This window comes from Aeromonas sp. FDAARGOS 1411 (assembly GCF_019047125.1).
Lineage (GTDB): Bacteria > Pseudomonadota > Gammaproteobacteria > Enterobacterales > Aeromonadaceae > Aeromonas > Aeromonas veronii.
The window spans coordinates 4,053,791-4,074,802 of record NZ_CP077214.1 but is presented as its reverse complement, the minus strand read 5'-3'; the positions used below and the strand labels follow the sequence as shown (position 1 = coordinate 4,074,802).

Annotated in this window: 18 protein-coding genes; 9 read left to right on the top strand and 9 right to left on the bottom strand. The window is 58.7% G+C overall.

The window, feature by feature from the left end; genetic code table 11:
* Positions 1-93 precede the first annotated feature (93 nt).
* The 4 genes from aceF to ampD all read right to left on the bottom strand — a co-directional run bounded on the left by aceF (position 94) and on the right by ampD (position 6,461).
* Positions 94-1,983 carry a pyruvate dehydrogenase complex dihydrolipoyllysine-residue acetyltransferase gene (aceF, locus tag I6L41_RS18550; RefSeq protein WP_216960562.1) on the bottom strand — a complete coding sequence of 630 codons (1,890 nt, stop codon included), beginning with the start codon at positions 1,981-1,983 and terminating at the stop codon, positions 94-96.
* 119 nt (positions 1,984-2,102) lie between these two features.
* Positions 2,103-4,763 carry a pyruvate dehydrogenase (acetyl-transferring), homodimeric type gene (aceE, locus tag I6L41_RS18545; RefSeq protein ID WP_216960559.1) on the bottom strand — a complete coding sequence of 887 codons (2,661 nt, stop codon included), beginning with the start codon at positions 4,761-4,763 and terminating at the stop codon, positions 2,103-2,105.
* Positions 4,764-4,842: 79 nt separating this feature from the next.
* Positions 4,843-5,607 carry a pyruvate dehydrogenase complex transcriptional repressor PdhR gene (pdhR, locus tag I6L41_RS18540; RefSeq protein WP_005336127.1) on the bottom strand — a complete coding sequence of 255 codons (765 nt, stop codon included), beginning with the start codon at positions 5,605-5,607 and terminating at the stop codon, positions 4,843-4,845.
* A 278-nt stretch (positions 5,608-5,885) separates the two neighbouring features.
* The gene (ampD, locus tag I6L41_RS18535; protein ID WP_167571392.1) at positions 5,886-6,461 is read right to left on the bottom strand and encodes a 1,6-anhydro-N-acetylmuramyl-L-alanine amidase AmpD; all 576 of its coding nucleotides are present in this window, start codon (positions 6,459-6,461) and stop codon (positions 5,886-5,888) included.
* Positions 6,462-6,591: 130 nt separating this feature from the next.
* Between ampD and I6L41_RS18530 the strand changes: the two genes are divergently transcribed.
* From I6L41_RS18530 to yacG, 9 genes are all read left to right on the top strand, one after another.
* Positions 6,592-7,062 (top strand): TIGR02281 family clan AA aspartic protease, encoded by a 471-nt coding sequence (locus I6L41_RS18530; RefSeq protein ID WP_040068932.1) that lies wholly within the window; start codon positions 6,592-6,594, stop codon positions 7,060-7,062.
* Between the two features lie 3 nt (positions 7,063-7,065).
* Positions 7,066-7,941 carry a carboxylating nicotinate-nucleotide diphosphorylase gene (gene nadC, locus I6L41_RS18525; RefSeq protein WP_216960555.1) on the top strand — a complete coding sequence of 292 codons (876 nt, stop codon included), beginning with the start codon at positions 7,066-7,068 and terminating at the stop codon, positions 7,939-7,941.
* A gap of 327 nt (positions 7,942-8,268) precedes the next feature.
* On the top strand, positions 8,269-8,700 hold the full coding sequence (locus I6L41_RS18520; RefSeq protein ID WP_100652541.1) for a prepilin-type N-terminal cleavage/methylation domain-containing protein: 432 nt from the start codon (positions 8,269-8,271) through the stop codon (positions 8,698-8,700).
* Between the two features lie 6 nt (positions 8,701-8,706).
* On the top strand, positions 8,707-10,413 hold the full coding sequence (gene tapB, locus I6L41_RS18515) for a PilB family type IVa pilus assembly ATPase TapB (protein WP_216960553.1): 1,707 nt from the start codon (positions 8,707-8,709) through the stop codon (positions 10,411-10,413).
* Between the two features lie 240 nt (positions 10,414-10,653).
* On the top strand, positions 10,654-11,895 hold the full coding sequence (locus I6L41_RS18510; protein WP_005336136.1) for a type II secretion system F family protein: 1,242 nt from the start codon (positions 10,654-10,656) through the stop codon (positions 11,893-11,895).
* A 61-nt stretch (positions 11,896-11,956) separates the two neighbouring features.
* Complete coding sequence (locus I6L41_RS18505) at positions 11,957-12,829, top strand: A24 family peptidase (RefSeq protein ID WP_216960550.1); 873 nt, start codon at positions 11,957-11,959, stop codon at positions 12,827-12,829.
* 13 nt (positions 12,830-12,842) lie between these two features.
* Entirely contained in the window at positions 12,843-13,457 is a 615-nt protein-coding gene (gene coaE, locus I6L41_RS18500; RefSeq protein WP_216960547.1) for a dephospho-CoA kinase, read from the top strand.
* A gap of 37 nt (positions 13,458-13,494) precedes the next feature.
* Positions 13,495-14,217, top strand: a complete 723-nt coding sequence (zapD, locus tag I6L41_RS18495; protein ID WP_005336141.1) for a cell division protein ZapD — start codon at positions 13,495-13,497, stop codon at positions 14,215-14,217.
* A 9-nt stretch (positions 14,218-14,226) separates the two neighbouring features.
* A complete protein-coding gene (gene yacG / locus I6L41_RS18490) occupies positions 14,227-14,421 on the top strand; it encodes a DNA gyrase inhibitor YacG (protein WP_005336142.1) in 195 nt (64 codons plus the stop codon).
* A 76-nt stretch (positions 14,422-14,497) separates the two neighbouring features.
* Here yacG and mutT read toward each other — a convergent pair whose 3' ends face one another.
* From mutT to ftsZ, 5 genes are all read right to left on the bottom strand, one after another.
* Complete coding sequence (mutT, locus tag I6L41_RS18485) at positions 14,498-14,902, bottom strand: 8-oxo-dGTP diphosphatase MutT (protein WP_042053534.1); 405 nt, start codon at positions 14,900-14,902, stop codon at positions 14,498-14,500.
* A 74-nt stretch (positions 14,903-14,976) separates the two neighbouring features.
* Positions 14,977-17,697, bottom strand: coding sequence for a preprotein translocase subunit SecA (secA, locus tag I6L41_RS18480; protein WP_216960544.1), 2,721 nt, complete (start codon positions 17,695-17,697; stop codon positions 14,977-14,979).
* A 59-nt stretch (positions 17,698-17,756) separates the two neighbouring features.
* A complete protein-coding gene (locus tag I6L41_RS18475) occupies positions 17,757-18,662 on the bottom strand; it encodes a M23 family metallopeptidase (RefSeq protein WP_005355107.1) in 906 nt (301 codons plus the stop codon).
* Between the two features lie 140 nt (positions 18,663-18,802).
* Positions 18,803-19,726 (bottom strand): UDP-3-O-acyl-N-acetylglucosamine deacetylase, encoded by a 924-nt coding sequence (gene lpxC, locus I6L41_RS18470; RefSeq protein WP_005336146.1) that lies wholly within the window; start codon positions 19,724-19,726, stop codon positions 18,803-18,805.
* A 99-nt stretch (positions 19,727-19,825) separates the two neighbouring features.
* Positions 19,826-20,977 carry a cell division protein FtsZ gene (gene ftsZ / locus I6L41_RS18465; RefSeq protein WP_005336147.1) on the bottom strand — a complete coding sequence of 384 codons (1,152 nt, stop codon included), beginning with the start codon at positions 20,975-20,977 and terminating at the stop codon, positions 19,826-19,828.
* Positions 20,978-21,012 lie beyond the last annotated feature (35 nt).

Genomic DNA, 21,012 nt, shown 5'->3' with positions numbered 1-21,012 from the left:
GGTGGCTGCAGCCGTGAAAAAAACGGGGCAAGTTTACGATCATGTTAATGAAATGAGAAGTAAAAAGGGCAGGCTCTGGGCCCGCCCTCTCACTTACAGGACCAGTCGACGAATGTCGGACAGCACGCCGTTCATGGTGGTGATGAAGCGAGCCCCATCGGCACCATCGATCACGCGGTGGTCGTAGCTCAGAGCCAGCGGCAGCATCAGGCGCGGCGCGAACTCTTTGCCGTTCCACTTCGGCTTCATCTCGGACTTGGAGACACCGAGGATGGCCACTTCCGGCGCGTTGACGATCGGGGTAAAGCTGGTACCGCCGATGCCACCCAGGCTGGAGATGGTGAAGCAACCGCCCTGCATGTCGGCAGCGGTCAGCTTGCCGGCACGGGCCTTCTTGGAGATCTCGGCCAGATCGCGAGACAGCTCCATGATGCCCTTCTTGTTAACATCACGCACCACGGGCACAACCAGACCGTTGGGGGTATCTACCGCCACACCGATGTGGATGTACTTCTTCATGATCAGCTTGCTGCCATCTTCGGACAGGGAGCTGCAGAAGCGCGGGTGAGCTTCCAGCGCCTTGGCGGCGGCTTTCAGGATGAACACCAGCGGGGTGATCTTCACGTCGGCCTTCTGCTTCTCGAGCATCGCGTTCTGCTCTTTGCGGAACGCTTCCAGCTCGGTGGTATCGGCTTCGTCGAACTGGGTGACATGAGGGATCATGACCCAGTTGCGGTGCAGGTTCGGACCGGAGATCTTCTGGATGCGGGTCAGCTCGACCTCTTCCACATCACCGAACTTGCTGAAGTCTACTTTCGGCCACGGCAGCACGCCCAGACCGTTGCCACCGGCTACGCCGGCAGAGGCAGGAGCGGACTCGGCACGCTTGATGGCATCCTTCACGTAGGCTTGCACGTCTTCTTTGACGATGCGGCCCTTGCGACCGGAGGCTTTCACCTTGGCCAGGTTGACGCCGAACTCGCGCGCCAGACGGCGTACCGCCGGAGAAGCGTGCACGTAGGCGTCGTTGGCAACGAAATCGGTCGCAGCGGCAGCAGCCTGGGCAACCGGAGCCGGAGCAGCGGCCACAGGGGCTGTTGCGACCGGAGCGGCAGCTTGAGCAACCGGCGCGGCAGCAGGAGCTGCGCCAGCCACTTCGAAGACCATGATCAGGGAACCGGTGGAGACCTTGTCACCCGCCTTCACCTTGATCTCTTTGACCACACCGGCGAACGGCGCAGGCACTTCCATGGAGGCCTTGTCACCTTCCACGGCGATCAGGGACTGGTCGGCTTCAACCTTGTCACCCACAGCAACCATGATCTCGGTGACTTCCACTTCGTCGCCACCGATATCCGGTACGTTGACCTCTTTGGCCGCAGCGGCAACCGGGGCAGCAGCCACGGGCGCGGCAGCTTGGGCCGGAGCAGCAACGGCAGCAGGCGCAGCGCCAGCCACTTCAAATACCATCACTAGAGAGCCGGTAGAGACCTTGGCGCCAGCGGCAACCTTGATCTCGACTACGCGGCCTGCGAACGGTGCCGGTACTTCCATGGAGGCCTTGTCACCTTCCACGGCAATGATGGACTGGTCAGCTTCAACCATGTCGCCCACGGCAACCATGATTTCAGTCACGTCCACTTCGTCGTCACCGATGTCCGGTACGTGCACATCTTTGCGCACGGCAGCGGCAGGTGCGGCAGCCGGAGCAGCAGCAACCGGTGCAGCCACTTCAGCAGGGGCGGCAGCACCTTCGGCTTCGAAGATCATGATCTGGGAACCGGTGGCAACCTTGTCGCCCACCTTGATCAGGATCTCTTTAACGATACCGGCGGACGGGGCCGGTACTTCCATGGAGGCCTTGTCGCCTTCTACCGCGATGATGGACTGGTCCAGCTCGACCTTGTCACCTACGGCCACCATGATCTCGGTGACTTCAACTTCATCGGCGCCGATATCCGGCACCATAATCTGTTTGGACATTGTGCTTTATCCTCTTGCGTCGATCCGCGTGACTGGCTGATGCCGCCACGCACATCTCGCGTTAACCGTTTTAAATCCTGGCAGGGTCGCGCCGTCATACGGCGCGACCCTTGATCCACTTACGCGTACAGCGGGTTGACCTTGTCGGCATCGATGCCGTACTTGGCGATGGCGTCGGCCACAACCTGCTTGTCTACCTCGCCGCGCTTGGCCAGTTCGGTCAGAGCAGCAACCACCACGTAGAACTCGTTCACTTCGAAGTGACGACGCAGGTTGGCACGGCTGTCGGAACGGCCGTAACCGTCGGTACCCAGCACGCGGTAGTTCTCGGTCGGAACGAAGGCGCGAACCTGATCGGCGAAGGACTTCATGTAGTCGGTCGCAGCGATGGTGGCTTCGGAACCCAGTACCTGAGCGATGTACGGTACGCGAGCCTCGCTGGTCGGGTGCAGCATGTTCCAGCGATCCGCGTCCTGACCGTCACGGGCCAGCTCGTTGAAGGAGGTGACGCTGAACACATCGGAACCGATGCCATACTCGCTGGCCAGGATCTGGGCAGCCTTGCGCACGTGACCCAGGATGGAACCACAACCCAGCAGCTGAACTTTCGCCTTGGCACCGGCTACGGATTCCAGCTTGTAGATACCCTTGCGGATGCCTTCCTCGGCGCCTTCCGGCATGGCCGGCATGGCGTAGTTCTCGTTCAGGGTGGTGATGTAGTAGAACACGTTCTCCGGGTTCTCACCGTACATGCGGCGCAGGCCGTCCTGTACGATCACCGCCACTTCATAGGCGTAGGACGGATCGTAGGAGATGCAGTTCGGGATGGTGTTCGCCAGGATGTGGCTGTGACCATCTTCGTGCTGCAGACCTTCGCCGTTCAGGGTAGTACGACCGGAGGTTGCACCCAGCAGGAAGCCACGGGCTTGCTGGTCACCGGCTGCCCACGCCATGTCGCCGATCCGCTGGAAGCCGAACATGGAGTAGTAGATGTAGAACGGGATCATCGGGCAGTCGTTGGTGCTGTAAGAGGTCGCAGCAGCCAGCCAGGAGGACATGGCGCCCAGCTCGTTGATACCGTCTTGCAGAACCTGACCCTGCTTGTCTTCCTTGTAGTAGGAGACGATGTCGCGATCTTGCGGGGTGTACTGCTGACCGTGCGGGCTGTAGATACCGATCTGGCGGAACAGACCTTCCATACCGAAGGTACGGGCTTCGTCAGCGAGGATCGGGACGATGCGCTTGCCGATGGACTTGTCTTTCAGCATCACGTTCAGGGAACGCACGAACGCCATGGTGGTAGAGATTTCGCGCGCCTGCTCACCCAGCAGCGGGCCGAAGGCATCCAGCGCCGGGATTTCCAGCTTGGTGGTGCTCTCGCGCAGACGGGTCGGCACATAGCCTTTCAGGGCAGTGCGACGGTCGTGCAGGTATTTGTGCTCGGCAGAACCGGCTTCGATCTTCAGGTACGGCAGATCGGCCAGCTGCTCGTCGGCCACCGGCAGGTTGAAGCGGTCACGCAGGTGACGCACGGAGTCCAGCTCCATCTTCTTGACCTGGTGAGCGATGTTCTTGCCTTCAGCCGCTTCACCCATGCCGTAACCCTTGATGGTCTTGGCCAGAATAACGGTCGGCTTGCCCTTGGTCTGGGTCGCCTTGTTGAATGCAGCGAACAGTTTGCGAGGATCGTGACCACCGCGGTTCAGGGCGAAGATCTCCTCGTCGGTCATGTCTTTGACCAGCGCAGCGGTTTCCGGATAACGGTTGAAGAAGTGCTCGCGGATGTAGCCACCGTCGCGGGACTTCATGGTCTGGTAGTCACCGTCCACAGTCTCGTTCATCAGCTGGATCAGCTTGCCGGAAGTGTCTTTCTTCAGCAGCTCATCCCACTTGCGACCCCAGATAACCTTGGTGACATCCCAACCGGCGCCAGCGAACAGGCCTTCCAGCTCATTGATGACCTTGCCGTTACCGACAACCGGGCCATCCAGACGCTGCAGGTTGCAGTTGACCACGAACACCAGGTTGTCGAGCTTTTCACGCACGGCAACGGTCAGGGCACCCTTGGCTTCCGGCTCATCCATCTCGCCGTCACCCAGGAAGGCGTAAACGGTCTGCTCGGAGCAATCCTTGATGCCACGGTCGGTCAGGTACTTCAGGAAGCGAGCCTGATAGATGGCGGCGATGGGGCCCAGACCCATGGAGACGGTCGGGAACTGCCAGAAGTCCGGCATCAGTTTCGGGTGCGGATAGGAAGGCAGACCCTTGCCGTCCACTTCCTGACGGAAGTTGTCCAGCTGCTCTTCGGTCAGACGACCCTCAGCAAAGGCGCGAGCATAGATGCCCGGGGAGATGTGACCCTGGAAGTAAACCAGATCGCCACCATCCTTCTCGTTGCGAGCACGGAAGAAGTGGTTGAAGCAGACATCATAGATGGTCGCAGAAGAAGCGAAGGAAGACATGTGACCACCCAGGTCCAGGTCTTTCTTGGACGCGCGCAGCACGATCATCATGGCGTTCCAGCGGATGATGGCGCGAATGCGGCGTTCCATCTCCAGGTCACCCGGGTAGTCCGGCTCGTCGCTGGACGGGATGGTGTTGATGTAATCGCGATTTGCCTTGGCAGCCACGTCCACACCGCTTACGCGGGCTTTCTCGGCCAACTGTTCAAGGATGAACTGAGCGCGTTGCGGACCCTCTTCACGCAGCAGGGATTCCAGAGAGGCAAGCCACTCCAGCGTTTCTATCGGGTCCACATCGTTCTTCAGGATATCAGACATGGCTGGTTCCTATGTTGTTGTGATTGCACGGCATTGCACGGCGAAGGGCGCAAGCATTCGACAATAAAGCCTTGTGGGATTAGTTTTCCTGCTGACGGATCCGACGCATGGATCGCTGGATCCGGCTGTCTTCCCTCTGCATATCCAACAAGGTGTCCTCGATAAAGGCCAGATGCTCATGACAAGCTGTTCTGGCCCGCTCCGGAGCCCCCGAAAGAATAGCCTCGATCAGATTCGCGCGATGGCGACGTATCTTGGCTACCACTCCCGGGCGGCGATTCAAAATCTCGTTATTCTGCAGAATGTTCTGTTCGAGCATCGGGCTCATGGCCCGCAGCAGGTGCAGCAGCACCACGTTGTGGGACGCCTCGGCCACCGCCAGATAGAACTGGGTGACGGCTGCCGACTCGGCCACCAGCGAACCGAGTTGGCCCGCCTCTTCGATGGTGGTTTGCACCTGACGAATGCGCTCGAAATCAGACCCGGTTCCCCGCAAGGCCGCGTAGTAGGCACAGATGCCTTCCAGCGCGTGGCGAAACTCCAGCAGGTCATACTGGGCTTCCGGGTGGGTACTGAGCAGTTCGAACAAAGGATCGGCGATCCCCTTGCTCAGGGCATTCTGCACATAAGTGCCGCCGCCCTGACGGCGATAAAGCAATCCGCGCGCTTCCAGTCGCTGGATGGCTTCGCGCAAGGAGGGGCGCGATACCTGAAACTGGATGGCGAGTTCCCGCTCGGGAGGCAATTTCTGCCCCGGTTGCAGGCTGCCTTCCAGAATCATCTGTTCCAGCTCGGCGACAATGGAGTCGGCCAACTTGGGTTGCGTAATCTTGCGATAGGGCATGAGGCTACTTTGTTAAATTGGTATTACCAATTTTATGGGTGGGGCGAAAATTAGCAGAGGCCTTTTGAAAAGTCCACTCAAAAGATGATCTGAGTCAAGAATCACCCCCACCACTTAAGGGGTAAAGCAGGGGAAACATGATTTAGCTCATAGAAAATGGTCTGACCAATATTCTTGACCACGCTCACAAATAACATTTGCGCAACCAGAGACAAAAATGGCCTGCCAGATAGGCAAGCCATTGATTTTAAAATCCAAACTAAATTTGAATATTTACTTTAGCTGTTTAGTAGTTGCCGGTAGTAATCCCACTGGAAACTGGCTCCGGGATCCGTCTTGCGCCCTGGCGCGATGTCGCAATGGCCGACAATTTTTTCGTGGGTGATGGCCGGATAGCGCTCCGAAATGGCTCGGGTGAGCCCCGCCAACGCCCGGTATTGAGCCTCGGTATAGGGGGTCTCGTCGGTCCCTTCCAGCTCGATGCCGATGGAGAAGTCATTACATGCCTCCCTCCCCTGCCAGCTCGAGACACCAGCGTGCCAGGCGCGCGCGCCGAATGGCACATACTGCACCAGCTCGCCATCACGGCGGATCAGGCAGTGGGCCGAGACCCTCAGCTGATGGATACCGGCAAAATAGGGGTGAGCCTCGGGGTCGAGTCGCCCCATAAAGAGATCGTCGATAAAGGGGCCACCGAACTCCCCCGGCGGCAGGCTGATGCCATGCACCACCAGCAGGGAGATATCATCCGGAGCTGCCCGTTCGTTGTGATGGGGAGAAGGCACCCGGCGCGCCTGCTGGCACCAGCCTGCGGCATCGATAGAGAAACAAGGTTGCGAAGCGAGTTGAGTCATCGGCTACTCGAGTTGGCTGATAAATGGCGAGAAAACGAAGATACCTGATAGGCAATCCGGCACCAACTCACTGAATCCAAGGGAAATGGTATGTTAGGCTGAGTCATCTTCCGCTCGATATGGATGGGGTATGCAGCACACGGCACGCTGGATGTGGTTACTGGCCTGGCTCTCTTTGATGGGCCTGCTGACCCTCTATTTTCACTCCCGCAACCAACCAAGCGTCACTGCCAGCGGCGAGCTGTTGCTGCGGGCCGACCAGAGCGGCCACTATCGTCTGGAGGGTGCCATCAACGGCCAGCCGGTGCAACTGCTGCTCGATACCGGCGCCACCCGCATCACCATCCCGCAGCAAGTTGCCGAGCGGCTCGGCCTGACCGCTCATGGCAGCAGCCAGGTCAATACCGCCGCGGGGCAGATCCGGGTCGGCAACGGCACCATCGAAACGCTGGCGATGGGGCCATTGACCTTGTACGATCTGGCCATCTTTATCAATCCGGCGGCAGACGGTGACGAAGTGCTGGTTGGCATGAACGCCCTCGGTCGGCTGGAGCTGGTTCAAAAAGAGCGGCAACTGCTGCTCAGACCCTTGCAGGAATAAGGCATGTTTCAACAGGATGTCAGCCGCGCCGTGCGCGCCGCACTACTCGAAGATCTGGGCGATGCCCTCACCACGCTGGACCAACCGGACGCCAGCGCCGATATCACCGCACAGCTGATCCCGGCGGATCGGATGGCCAGCGCCCGGGTCATCACCCGTGAGGCCGGCGTGTTCTGCGGCCAGCCCTGGGTGGATGAAGTCTTCCTGCAACTGAAGGCCCAGCTCGGTGGCGAAGTAAAGGTGGAGTGGAAGGTGCAGGATGGGGAGGTGCTCTCCCCCAATCAGGAGCTGTTCCGCCTCCATGGCCCTGCCCGTCTGCTGTTGACCGGCGAGCGCAATGCGCTGAACTTTGTCCAGACCCTCTCCGGCGTCGCCACCCTCACCGCGCGCTATGTGGCAGAGCTGGAGGGCACTGACTGCCGCCTGCTCGACACCCGCAAAACCATCCCTGGGCTGCGCACCGCCCAGAAGTACGCAGTCACCTGTGGCGGCGGCAAGAATCACCGCATCGGCCTCTACGACGCTTACCTCATCAAGGAGAATCATATCCTCGCCTGTGGCGGTATTGCCGAGGCGATTAATGAGGCTCGTCATCTCAATCCGGGCAAACCGGTAGAGGTAGAAGTGGAATCACTGGCAGAGCTGGAACAGGCGCTGGCGGCAAAGGCCGATATCGTGATGCTGGACAACTTCGACGTGACCATGATGCGGGAAGCGGTCGCCATCAATCAGGGCCGCGCCAAGCTCGAAGTCTCCGGTAATGTGACGCTGGATACTCTGGCCGAGTTTGCCGCCACTGGGGTCGATTTTATCTCAGTCGGGGCGCTGACCAAGCATGTGCGGGCGCTCGATCTCTCCATGCGCTTTATCCAGCAGTGAGATTCACCCCGCAGGCTTGAGCAAATACTCGACCTAACCGGATAAACAACTTGCAAAAGGCGCCATGGGCGCCTTTTCTTTATGCAGGATCCCTCAGCAAAGGAGTGTAATGACGGACCCGCTTTCACCCGTAATAAAGAGTCATAAGAAGCCACTTATTTTATGACTCGCATCAAGTTTTTGGTAAATGACATGAAAGTGGTTAACAAAGGCAGTAATCTCTGTTGCCACCCCTGACAGCTCGGATAAGATACTGACGTTCGGACGATTTTCTACCGACACTTCCCAGGAACCAAGGATAAAAGGATATTTTCCATGAAGAGCGAAATGAAGAAACAATCGGGTTTTACCCTTATTGAACTGATGATCGTAGTCGCGATCGTGGCCATTCTGGCGGCGGTAGCACTGCCGGCGTATCAGACTTATACCAAAAAAGCGAAATTTACAGAGGTTATCACTGCTACTGGTGCAGCTAAAACCGCTATAGAAATTTGCAGTCAATCTGGTAGTGCACCATCAGCATGTAAAACCGCCGCCGAAACTGCTGTCAGTGGCACGGTTGGAACCGCTATCGTTGATAAGGTTGAGATCTCAACTAGCGGGAACCAAGGTGTTGCTACGTATGAAATCAAAGCAACCGGTAAAGATCCTGTTAATAAAGATTATATCTTGAAGGGCACAGAAGAAAATGGGCGAGTCAAATGGGAGGCCAACCCAAGTGGTGCCGTTGGTAGTTGTGTTGCTGACGGCATTTGCTGATAACAAATGACCTCTAGCCCTAATAGCGGCCTGGCGTTAAGCCTGGCCGCCTCTTCACTGATCAGTGAAGAGGACTCCCAGCGCTATCTGAGCCAGGCCAAAGCCCAGCGCAAACCCTTTGTGACATTTCTGATAGAGAACGAGATCCTCGACAGCAAAGCGCTCGCCGATTTTTGCGAGCTGGAGTATGGGGTACCTCTGCTGGATCTTGCCGCCTTCGACTTGGCCGAGATCCCGCAGAAATACCTCAATCAGAAGCTGATTGAGAAACACCACGTCCTGCCCATCTACACCCAGGGCCACACCCTCTATATCGCCATGTCGGATCCGACCAATGTCTCGGCATTGGAAGACTTTGGCTTCAGCTTCGGCCTTCATACCGAGGCGCTGCTGGTGGAGGAGAACAAGCTCACCGCCGCCATCGGCAAGCTGCTGGAGAGTGAAAACGACGCCCTCGGCATGGAGGATATCGACGAGGCCGAGATTTCGGATCTCGAAGTCTCCGACGAGAACAGTCGGCTGGACGAAAGCGTCAATACCGCCGATGACGATGCTCCCATCGTCAAGTACATCAACAAGATCCTGATGGACGCCATCAAGCGCGGTGCCTCCGACCTGCACTTCGAGCCCTATGAGTTCAAGTATCGGGTGCGCTTTCGCATCGATGGCATTTTGCATGAAATTGCTACCCCGCCGGTTAACCTCTCCAACCGCTTCTCCGCCCGCCTCAAGGTCATGGCACGACTCGATATTGCCGAACGGCGGCTGCCACAGGATGGCCGCATCAAGCTGAAGCTGTCGCGCAACAAGTCGATGGATATGCGGGTCAATACCCTGCCCACCATGTGGGGGGAGAAGATCGTTATCCGTCTGCTCGACTCCTCGGCGGCACGCCTCAATATCGAGCAACTCGGTTTTGATGACCGGCAGAAAGCGCAGTACCTGCGCGCCCTCTCCAAACCACAGGGGATGATCCTGGTGACCGGCCCCACCGGCTCGGGCAAAACGGTCTCGCTCTATACCGGCCTCAATATTCTCAACACCACCGAGGTAAATATCTCTACCGCCGAAGATCCGGTGGAGATCAACCTGCCCGGCGTCAACCAGGTGCAGGTTAACCCCAAGGCGGGGCTCACCTTCGCCAGCGCCCTGCGCTCCTTCTTGCGGCAAGATCCGGATGTGGTGATGGTGGGGGAAATTCGCGATCTCGAAACCGCCGAGATCGCCATCAAGGCTGCCCAGACCGGCCACCTGGTGCTCTCCACCCTGCATACCAACTCCGCCGCCGAGACCCTGACCCGGATGATGAACATGGGGGTGCCCGCCTTCAACATCGCCTCCTCGGTGACCCTGATCATGGCCCAGCGGTTGGCCCGTAAACTATGCGACCACTGCAAAGCGCCGGAAGTGGTGCCGGAAGCCGAACTGCTGGAGCTGGGCTTTACGCCGCAGCAGCTGGCAGCCGGACTGCGACTGTTCAAACCGGTCGGTTGCAAGGAGTGTTCCGGCGGCTACAAGGGGCGGGTCGGCATATACGAAATCATGCTGATGTCGGAGAACATCGCCAAATTGATTATGCAGGGGGCAAACTCCCTGCAAATTGCCGCTATCGCGCAGAAGGAGGGGATGCGCACCCTGCGCACCTCAGGGCTGGAGAAGGCCCGGCTCGGGGTCACCAGTCTGGCCGAGGTCAACCGGGTCACCACCAACTGATCCGCGTAGCGGAACGACCCGCCGGTTTGGTTGGCAGAACGCATCATTCGCCCACAAACTCGGTATGGATGGTAACCCGAGCGACAGAATAATCAGGCATTAAAGTGACCGGGGTGGCGCCAAGAAGGTACCACCCACCCTATCAGTACCCCGCAGGCATCAAGCCAGTCGGGCACATTGACCAGGTTGGTGACGTGCGGCGTCCGACTCTGACAACCAACCCCATTGCAGGATGCAAAGATGGCAACCCTAACGAAAAAGAACAATGCCCCCAAGAAAGTCTTCGCCTTCCGCTGGCACGGGGTTAATCGCAAGGGGCAGAAGGTCTCCGGCGAGCTGCAGGCCGACAGTATCAACACCGTCAAGACCGAACTGCGCAAGCAAGGGGTCAACGTCACCAAGGTGGCCAAGAAGTCCCAGGGGCTCTTCTCCAAGGGCGGCGCCAAGATCAAACCGATGGATATCGCCATCGTCTCACGCCAGATCACCACAATGCTTTCCGCCGGTGTACCGCTGGTGCAGAGCCTGCAGATCATCGCCCGCAGTCACGAGAAAGCCTCGATGCGCGAGCTGATGGGGCAGATTGCCGCCGATGTTGAGACCGGTACCCCCATGTCGGAGGCACTGCGCCGCCATCCCCTCTACTTTGACGATCTCTACTGCGATCTGGTGGAAGCCGGTGAGCAATCCGGTGCGCTGGAGACCATCTACGACCGTATCGCCACTTATCGGGAAAAGTCGGAAGCGCTCAAGTCGAAGATCAAGAAGGCGATGTTCTACCCCACCATGGTCATTCTGGTCGCCATCGTGGTCACCTCCATCCTGCTGCTGTTCGTCATTCCGCAGTTCGAGGATATCTTCAAGAGCTTCGGCGCCGAGCTGCCGGTGTTCACCCAGTTTGTCATCGGCATCTCCCGCTTTATGCAGAACTGGTGGTATGTCTTCTTTGGTGGCACTGCCCTTGGCATCTTCCTCTATGTGCGGGCCTGGCGGGCCTCCCAGAAGGTAAAAGACAATACCGACAAATTTGTCCTCACCATTCCGGTGGTCGGGATGATCCTGCACAAGGCGGCGATGGCTCGCTTTGCCCGCACCCTGTCGACCACCTTCTCCGCCGGTATCCCGCTGGTAGATGCGCTGATTTCGGCGGCTGGGGCCTCGGGTAACTATGTCTATCGCACCGCGGTCATGGCGATCCGCAACGAGGTGGTGGCCGGTATGCAGATCAACGTGGCGATGCGCACCGTCGATCTCTTCCCCGACATGGTGATCCAGATGGTGATGATCGGTGAGGAGTCCGGCGCCATCGATGATATGCTCTCCAAGGTCGCCACCATCTTCGAACAGGAGGTGGATGACTTGGTTGATGGCCTCACCAGCCTGCTGGAACCCCTCATCATGGTGGTGCTCGGGGTGCTGGTCGGCGGTATGGTTATTGCCATGTACCTGCCCATCTTCAAGCTGGGCGACGTGGTAGGCTGATTTATCAGGGCATGGCTCCACAACCATGCCCTCCCCCTCATTTTATGACTGACGGTTGGTTATGACACTTCTTCTCGAGCTGGCTCACAGCTTGCCCTGGCTCTACTTTTCGCTGGTTTTTCTTTTCTCCCTGATGATCGGCAGCTTCCTTAACGTGGTCATCCACCGCTTGCCCATTATGCTGGAGCGGGAGTGGCAGGCCGAGTATCGCGGCTACTTTTCCCCCGATGAGGAGGCCACTGCGCCAGAGCGCTACAACCTGATGGTGCCGCGCTCCGCATGCCCTCACTGTGGTCACGCCATCACTGCGCTGGAGAACATCCCGCTGCTGAGCTGGCTCTGGCTCAAAGGGCGTTGCCGCGACTGTCAAGCCCCCATCTCGGCCCGCTATCCACTGGTAGAGCTGCTGACAGCCCTGCTATCGCTCGCCGTAGCAATGGTCATAACCCCGGGCTGGGGCACGCTGGCCGCCCTGCTGCTGACCTGGGTGCTGGTCGCCCTCACCTTCATCGATCTCGACAAGATGTTGCTGCCCGACCAGCTCACCCTGCCCCTGCTGTGGGGTGGGCTGCTGTTCAACCTGGCAGGCGGCTTCGTGCCGCTGGCAGATGCCGTGATCGGTGCCATGGCGGGCTATCTGGTGCTCTGGAGCCTCTACTGGGCTTTCAAGCTGCTCACTGGCAAGGAGGGGATGGGCTATGGCGACTTCAAGCTGCTGGCGGCGCTGGGCGCCTGGCTCGGTTGGCAGGCGCTGCCCATAATTCTGCTGCTCTCATCTCTGGTCGGTGCCGTGATCGGCATCAGCCTGATCGCCTTGCAAAAACATCATCAGGGCAAGCCCATCCCCTTCGGCCCCTACCTCGCCATCGCGGGCTGGATTGCGCTGCTATGGGGCGATACCATCACCCGCTGGTATCTCTCTACCCTGCTTTGAGCAAGAGGCCCCCATGTATGTAGTTGCTATCACAGGTGGTATCGGCAGCGGCAAGACCACTATCGCCAATCAGTTTGCCGCGCTGGGTATCGAGGTGGTGGATGCCGATGTGATCGCCCGCGAAGTGGTCAAGCCGGGCACCCCAGCCCTTGCTGCCATCGCCGACCATTTTGGCCCTGATGTGATTGCTCCGAGCGGTCAACTCGACCGTCGTGCCCTGCGTGAGCGGGTCTTCAGCGACCCGCAGGCCAAGGAGTGGCTCAATGCCCTGCTCCACCCGCTGATTCGCAGTGAAATGCAGCGCCAATGTGCCGCAGCCAGTTCACCTTACTGCCTGCTGGTGGTGCCACTACTGGTGGAGAACAAACTCACCGGCCTCGCCAACCGGGTGCTGGTGATCGATGTGGATGAAGCCACCCAGATTGAGCGCACCTGTCGCCGGGATGGGGTATCGGCCGAGCAGGCCAAGGCCATTATCGCCGCCCAGGCGAGCCGGTCGGAGCGCCTTGCCGCGGCGGATGATGTCATCGAAAACCACAATGGCAGCGAAATGGCGATTAAAACGCGGATTTTGGCGCTGCACGAGACATATCTGGCAATTGCCTCTCAACAAGCCCGCCAAGTGTGAGTACACTAGGCCGGTTTATGGCTGGCCAGGATTAGGCATGATTTACGATTTCCCCCTCAATGAAAAAAGCCGGACCTATCTTCGTCTGGAGTCCCTGTTTTCCCAGATCCGCGACAATCTGGAGAGTGAACAATCCTGGGCACATATCGCCTTCTTCAAGGGGCTGTTCGATCTGCAGGAGTTGCTGGAGCGTGGTGACCTGCGCGCCGATCTCATCAAGGATCTGGAGCGTCTCGGCCAGCGTCTGAGCCACTGGGCCAGCCTGCCCGATGTCGATCTGGAGCAGATCAAACTGATGCAGCAAGAGAGCAGCCAGCTCTCCCGCAACCTGCTCAATTCACCACGCCCGGGTGCCCGCCTGAAAGAGGATCGTCTGCTCGGCTCCATCCGCCAGCGCTTCTCCATCCCGGGTGGTCTGTGTGCCTTCGATGTGCCACAGCTGCACCACTGGCTCGGCACCCCGGCCATCACCCGTCACCAGCAGATGCAGGGCTGGCTGAGCGATATCAATCTACTGATGAATGCCATCACCCTGCTGCTGCGCCTGTGGCGTGAATCAGGTAGCTTCAGTGAGCAGGTTGCCAGCAACGGTTTCTTCCAGGACACCGCCGAGAGCGCCGAGCTGATCCGCATCAAGCTGCCGGGCAATCTGTTCTGCTACCCGACTCTGAGCGGCCACAAGAACCGCTTCGCCCTGCGCTTTCTGCCTACCGCAGAACAGCCGATTGGCGACGTGCCGTTCCAGCTCGCCTGCTGCTAAGGAGCGCTTATGGTCACCAAGGTAAAGTGCCCGACCTGCCAGAGCGAAGTGGAATGGGGCCCGCAGAGTCCGTTCCGCCCCTTCTGCAGCAAGCGCTGCCAGCTGATCGATCTCGGCGAATGGGCCGATGAAGAGAAGCGGATCCCGGGGGAGATCAACCCGGATCTGCTGCCGGAGCCGGAAGAGGGTGACCAGTGGCTATAAGCCTTCGGTCACTCACCTCTGCAATATGAAAAAGGGCCGATTGGCCCTTTTTTCATGCTTGTTGATTGCTACCGGCTCACGCCAGCAGACCCTGTAGCCGTGCGACAATCGGGCCATTGGCATCGGGGAAGTGGTAGTTGTTCAGCTCGGCCACCGGCACCCACAGACACTCCTGCCCCTCCTTGCCGAACGGCTCGCCGCTGAAACGGGTCACCTTCCAGATATCCAGCAACACCTGCTTCTCGGGGTAGTCGTGCTGCAGCTCCATAAAGGGGGCACAATCCAATACCCGGATGCCGATCTCTTCCCACAGCTCCCGATCCAGCGCGGTAAGCAGATCCTCGCCCGACTCTACCTTGCCACCGGGAAACTCCCAGCGATCCCCCTGATGGCGATCAGAGGAGCGTCTGGCGATGAAGATATCGCCCCGTTCATTCTCGATGACGCCAACCGCCACCCAGATCCGTTTTTTCTGTTCCATCAATTACCTCTGTTCGCTTGTTGCCACCAATAACAAGGCGGGCACTTGGCCCGCCTGTTATGGCATAGCGTCGATCAGGTCAACTGACCGTGGCAGTGCTTGTACTTCTTGCCGGAACCACACGGGCAGGGATCGTTGCGACCGACCTTCTGCTCGTCACGTACGAAGGTGGTGTGGCCCTCTTCGCCTGCGGCCTGTTCATCGGCCAGCTGGCTCTCTGCAGCGGCGTGGGTATAGGTACGGGGAGCGGCTTCCGCCTGCTGGCGCTGCTGCTCTTCCATCGCTTCCACATCGCGCTCCTGAACCTGAACACGACTCAGGATGCTGACCACGTCGCGCTTGAGGGTTTCCAGCATCTGGGTGAACAGATCGAAGGACTCGCGCTTGTACTCCTGCTTGGGGTTCTTCTGGGCGTAACCGCGCAGATGGATGCCCTGACGCAGGTGATCCATGGCCGCCAGATGCTCTTTCCAGAGACCATCCAGAGTTTGCAGCATCACTGCCTTCTCGAAGTTGCGCAGCACCTCTTTGCCAACCAGCTCCTCCTTGTGGGCATAGAGCTTGGTGGCTTCGTCCAGAATGCGCTCGCGCAGCTTCTCTTCATACAGCTTGTCATCTTCCGCCAGCCACTGCTGCAGCGGCAGATCCAGCGCGAAGTCTGCCTTCAGGCGTGCTTCCAGGCCCGGCACGTCCCACATCTCTTCCAGAGACTGGGGCGGGATGTACTCGTCGATGACCGCACCGTAGACGTCGTCACGGATAACGTGGATGGTCTCGGAGATGTCGTTGGTATCCAGCAGCTCGTTGCGCTGCTCGTAGACCACCTTGCGCTGGTCGTTGGCAACGTCATCAAACTCCAGCAAGCTCTTGCGGATGTCGAAGTTGCGACCTTCCACCTTGCGCTGGGCGTTTTCGATCGCCTTGGTGACCCACGGGTGCTCGATGGCTTCGCCCTCTTCCATGCCCAGCTTCTTCATCATGCCGGTCACGCGATCGGAGGCGAAGATCCGCATCAGGGTATCTTCCATGGAGAGGTAGAAACGGGAGGAACCCGGGTCACCCTGACGACCGGAACGGCCGCGCAGCTGGTTGTCGATACGACGGGATTCGTGACGCTCGGTACCGATAATGTGCAGACCACCGGCGGCCAGCACCGCATCGTGACGCACCTGCCAGGCGGCTTTCAGCTCGGCAATCTGCTCGCTGGTCGGGTTCTCCAGCTTGGCAATCTCTGCCTGCCAGTTACCGCCCAACACGATGTCGGTACCACGACCGGCCATGTTGGTCGCGATAGTGACAGCGCCAGTCTGACCGGCCTGGGCGACGATCTCCGCTTCCATGGCGTGGAACTTGGCGTTCAGCACCTTGTGCGGGATCTTCTCTTTGGTCAGGATGCCGGAGAGCAGCTCGGAGTTCTCGATAGAGACGGTACCCACCAGCACCGGCTGGCCGCGCTCCACACACTCGCGAATATCCTTGACGATGGCAGCATACTTCTCATTGGCGGTCAGGTAGACCAGATCGCCCATGTCCTTGCGCACCATCGGCTTGTTGGTCGGGATAACCACGGTATCCAGGCCATAAATCTGCTGGAATTCAAAGGCTTCGGTATCTGCAGTACCGGTCATCCCCGCCAGCTTGTTGTAGAGACGGAAGTAGTTCTGGAAGGTGATGGATGCCAGCGTCTGGTTCTCGTTCTGGATCTTCACCCCTTCCTTCGCTTCAACGGCCTGATGCAGACCATCTGACCAGCGACGACCCGGCATGGTACGACCGGTGTGCTCGTCAACGATGACGATCTCGTCTTTCTGGACGATGTAGTCCACGTTGCGCTCGAACAGGGTGTGAGCACGCAGACCGGCATTGACGTGGTGCAGCAGGCTGATGTTGGAGGCGGAGAACAGGGAGTCGTTCTCGTCCAGCAGCCCCTCTTTCTTGAGCAGCTCTTCCACGAAGATCTGACCGTTTTCGGTCAGCAGGGCCTGACGGTTCTTCTCGTCCACCGTGTAGTGACCGTCGCCGGTGTACTCTTCGGTGTCTTCCTTGTCCTGCTTGACCAGCAGCGGGATCAGCTTGTTGACGCGAATATAGAGCTCGGAGCTGTCTTCGGCCGGACCGGAGATGATGAGCGGAGTCCGGGCTTCATCGATAAGCACCGAGTCCACCTCATCCACCAGCGCGTAGTTGAGCGGGCGCTGTACCCGCTGCTCCGGCGAGAACGCCATGTTGTCGCGCAGGTAGTCAAAACCGAATTCGTTGTTGGTACCGTAGGTGATGTCGGCGGCGTAGGCGTCACGCTTCTGGGACGCATCCATACCGGGCACGTTGCAGTCTACGGTCATGCCGAGGAAGGCGAACAGCGGACGGTTAGCTTCCGCATCACGCTTGGCCAGGTAGTCGTTCACCGTCACCACGTGCACACCACGGCCACTCAGGGCGTTCAGGTAAGCTGGCAGAGTCGCAGTAAGAGTCTTACCTTCACCGGTTTTCATTTCCGCGATGCGGTTGGAGTTCAGCACCATGCCGCCGATCAGCTGAACGTCGAAGTGACGCATGCCGAACACCCGCTTGGAGGCTTCACGCACGGTCGCGAACGCTTCCGGCAGCAACTGCTCCAGGGTCTCACCCTGCTCGATACGCTGACGATACTCGGCCGTTTTGGCCTGCAACTCGGCATCGGACAGAGCCTCGAACTGCGGCTCCATGGCATTGATCTGTTTTACAATTTTGCGCAAAGCCTTGAGCGTTCTGTCGTTCCGGCTGCCGATAATCTTGGTAAGCAGTGTGCTAATCATGGGTACCAACTATTTCTGGTTATAAAAGCGTTCCGTCACTGGAACCTGAAGAAAAAAACCTAACCCCGTCTGGCACTGAGAAAGCGTGCGGGGTTGACCTGACGACCATCTTTCAACACTTCGTAATGCAAATGGACCCCAGTCGCGCGACCGGTGCGTCCCATCAAGGCAATCTTCTGACCCTGATCAACCAGGGTGCCCACCTCGACCAGCAACTTGGAGTTGTGGGCATAGCGGGTGACCAGGCCATTGCCGTGATTAATCTCCACCATATTGCCAAATTCCGGATGACGGCCCGCCCAGCTGACAATGCCGGGCCCGGTGGCCAGAATCGGGGTTCCGGGTTTGCCACGGAAATCGACCCCTTTGTGCATCTTGGCACGCCCGTTGAACGGATCGACCCGTCCACCAAACCCGGACGAGACCCAAACTCGCTCCTGTTTGACTGGCGTGCCGGAAATAAAACCGGCATCGGTGATATGGTGATTCATGATGAAAGATTCAAGTACCGACAGCTGCTCTTCACGGCTGCTGAGCTGCTGGCTGAGGTGCTTCATCGAGGCTTGCAGCTCGTTGAGGCTCACTTCCAGCTCTTCATCATAAGAAGGGCCGCCCATGGGGGGCAGCTCTTTGAAATTGAACTCGTCGGGATCGAGATCGGCCTGCTCGGTCAATCGTTCGCCTAGGGCATTGAGACGGCCAAGCTGGCCCTGCATGGTGCCTACCTGAGCAGCCAGCATTGCCAACTGTTCACGGGCTTCGTCGCCACTCTGGTCGACGGACTGTTGCTCGGCAACGGCAAGCGCCACTTCCAGCGCCTCCATTTTCTGGTGCCAGCTCTGCCAGAGCCAACCACCACCAAGGGCCAACAGGGAGAAGAGAATACCGCCGACCCAGGCCAGACGTTGTTTGGGCAGGTGCAACTTGCGTCGCTGCTTGCCGTGGAGGATCAGGGTAATGCTCATAGAAATCAGTCTGCTCGGTCAGGTGCGGCCAGGAGCCTGCACGGGAAATAAAACCGGGAGATAATCGGTATTAAAGGATGGAGTAAACAAATGACGGAACGTCGGTGCGGAGAGAGGACCGACGTTCCGTTGCACAGCTATCAGGCCAGAACCAGACCGTTATCGTAGTAAGCGATAGGCGCTTTGTCGCCCTCACCCTCGAAGGTCACCAGTTCCCAAGCCTCCTGCTCGGCCAGCAAGGCACGCAGCAGCTTGTTGTTCAGGGCATGTCCGGTCTTGTAGGCACGGAACTCACCGATGATGCTCCGGTTACACATATAGAGGTCACCGATCGCGTCCAGCATCTTGTGCTTGACGAACTCGTCCTCATAACGCAAACCGTCTTCGTTCAGCACCCGATAATCGTCCAGTACCACGGCGTTTTCCAGGCTTCCGCCCAGCGCCAGGTTCTGGGAACGCAGGTACTCGATATCGCGCATGAACCCGAAGGTACGGGCACGGCTGATCTCTTTCACGAAGGAGGCACCGGAGAAGTCCAGTACGCAACGCTGATTGCGCCCTTCAAAGACCGGATGCTGGAAATCGATCTCGAGATCCATCTTGAAGCCGTTGCGATAAGGGTGGAATTCCGCCCACTTGTCGCCGTCTTCAACCCGGATGCTCTTCTTGATCCGCACAAACTGCTTGGCAGCATTTTGCTCACGGATCCCGACTTCCTGCAGCAGGTAGATAAAGGGATGCGCACTGCCATCCATCACCGGGATCTCGGGCGCGTCAACCTCAACGTAGAGGTTGTCGATCCCCATCCCGGCCAGCGCGGCGGAGAGGTGCTCAATGGTAGAGACACGGACACCGGCTTCGTTGACCAGAGCGGTACAGAGCACGGTATCGCGCACCTGATCGGCATTGGCTGGCAGCTCCACCACAGGATTCAGGTCGGTACGCAAGTAAACGATCCCTGTGTTCACAGGCGCCGGACGGAACGTCATGGTGACTTTCCGGCCCGAATGCAGGCCGACACCAGTCGCCTGTACACTCGTTTTCAAGGTTCTTTGTCTAATCATGGGTGTACCCTAAACAGCTTAAAATCCGGACCAGATGGTCGTTGGCAGGCCATCTTAGCACATTCCTTGAACAACAAACAAACGAGAGCCATAAGAGGCTTAATCAGCTTGCTTGCGCAGGAACGCCGGAATATCCAGGTAATCCGGTTCACGACGAGCTTGCGGCTCGGCGTTGACCACCTTGGCCGGGGCTTCGTCCATCACGCGGCCTTGCATCATGTCGCTAACCAGCGGCTGACGCACCGGGCGCTCTTGCACCTGGCTGCTCTTGACTAGCGTGATGTCCGGCTTGCGCTCGGCACCGATACCGGTAGCAACCACAGTCACACGCAGTTCGTCGTGCATTTCCGGATCGATTACGGTACCCACTACTACAGTGGCGTTCTCGGAAGCGAAGGCCTTGACCGCGTTACCCACGGTTTCGAACTCTTCGATGGTCATGTCCATACCGGCGGTGATGTTGACCAGGATGCCACGGGCACCAGCCAGATCCACATCTTCCAGCAGCGGGCTGGAGATGGCTTTCTCGGCCGCTTCTTCGGCGCGGTCATCACCAGAGGCGGAACCGGTACCCATCATGGCAGTACCCATTTCACGCATTACGGTACGTACGTCCGCGAAGTCGACGTTGATCAAGCCCGGGCGGGTGATCAGCTCGGCAATGCCCTGTACCGCGCCAAGCAGTACATCGTTGGCTGCCTTGAAGGCGTCCAGCAGGGAGATACCGCGACCCAGCACCTTCAGCAACTTGTCGTTGGGGATGGTGATCAGGGAGTCGACGTTCTTGGAGAGCTCTTCGATACCGTGGGCGGCGAAACCCATCCGCTTCTTCCCTTCAAAGGAGAACGGCTTGGTGACCACAGCAACGGTCAGGATGCCCATCTCGCGTGCCACTTCGGCCACGATCGGCGCAGCACCGGTACCGGTACCACCGCCCATACCGGCGGCGATGAACACCATGTCGGAACCGGTCAGCAGCTCACGCAGCGCTTCGCGATCTTCCATGGCCGCATCACGACCCACTTCCGGATTGGCTCCGGCACCCAGCCCCTTGGTGATGCCACCGCCGATCTGCAGGGTAGTGTTGGCGCTGGAGTTACGCAGTGCCTGGGCGTCGGTGTTGACGGTAATGAACTCAACACCCTCAATATTTTGACGAACCATGTGCTCGACAGCGTTACCGCCGCCGCCACCTACACCGATCACTTTAATGACGGCTTCGTCAGTGTGGCTATCCATAAATTCAAACATGTTGTCTCTCCGCTTTATTTGCCTGACTCAGCAAA

Bases quoted from the DNA above. Each gene is read 5' to 3' on its own strand.
- aceF (WP_216960562.1), bottom strand. From the start codon at position 1,983: ATGTCCAAACAGATTATGGTGCCGGATATCGGCGCCGATGAAGTTGAA.
- aceE (WP_216960559.1), bottom strand. From the start codon at position 4,763: ATGTCTGATATCCTGAAGAACGATGTGGACCCGATAGAAACGCTGGAG.
- pdhR (WP_005336127.1), bottom strand. From the start codon at position 5,607: ATGCCCTATCGCAAGATTACGCAACCCAAGTTGGCCGACTCCATTGTC.
- ampD (WP_167571392.1), bottom strand. From the start codon at position 6,461: ATGACTCAACTCGCTTCGCAACCTTGTTTCTCTATCGATGCCGCAGGC.
- I6L41_RS18530 (WP_040068932.1), top strand. From the start codon at position 6,592: ATGCAGCACACGGCACGCTGGATGTGGTTACTGGCCTGGCTCTCTTTG.
- nadC (WP_216960555.1), top strand. From the start codon at position 7,066: ATGTTTCAACAGGATGTCAGCCGCGCCGTGCGCGCCGCACTACTCGAA.
- I6L41_RS18520 (WP_100652541.1), top strand. From the start codon at position 8,269: ATGAAGAAACAATCGGGTTTTACCCTTATTGAACTGATGATCGTAGTC.
- tapB (WP_216960553.1), top strand. From the start codon at position 8,707: ATGACCTCTAGCCCTAATAGCGGCCTGGCGTTAAGCCTGGCCGCCTCT.
- I6L41_RS18510 (WP_005336136.1), top strand. From the start codon at position 10,654: ATGGCAACCCTAACGAAAAAGAACAATGCCCCCAAGAAAGTCTTCGCC.
- I6L41_RS18505 (WP_216960550.1), top strand. From the start codon at position 11,957: ATGACACTTCTTCTCGAGCTGGCTCACAGCTTGCCCTGGCTCTACTTT.
- coaE (WP_216960547.1), top strand. From the start codon at position 12,843: ATGTATGTAGTTGCTATCACAGGTGGTATCGGCAGCGGCAAGACCACT.
- zapD (WP_005336141.1), top strand. From the start codon at position 13,495: ATGATTTACGATTTCCCCCTCAATGAAAAAAGCCGGACCTATCTTCGT.
- yacG (WP_005336142.1), top strand. From the start codon at position 14,227: ATGGTCACCAAGGTAAAGTGCCCGACCTGCCAGAGCGAAGTGGAATGG.
- mutT (WP_042053534.1), bottom strand. From the start codon at position 14,902: ATGGAACAGAAAAAACGGATCTGGGTGGCGGTTGGCGTCATCGAGAAT.
- secA (WP_216960544.1), bottom strand. From the start codon at position 17,697: ATGATTAGCACACTGCTTACCAAGATTATCGGCAGCCGGAACGACAGA.
- I6L41_RS18475 (WP_005355107.1), bottom strand. From the start codon at position 18,662: ATGAGCATTACCCTGATCCTCCACGGCAAGCAGCGACGCAAGTTGCAC.
- lpxC (WP_005336146.1), bottom strand. From the start codon at position 19,726: ATGATTAGACAAAGAACCTTGAAAACGAGTGTACAGGCGACTGGTGTC.
- ftsZ (WP_005336147.1), bottom strand. From the start codon at position 20,977: ATGTTTGAATTTATGGATAGCCACACTGACGAAGCCGTCATTAAAGTG.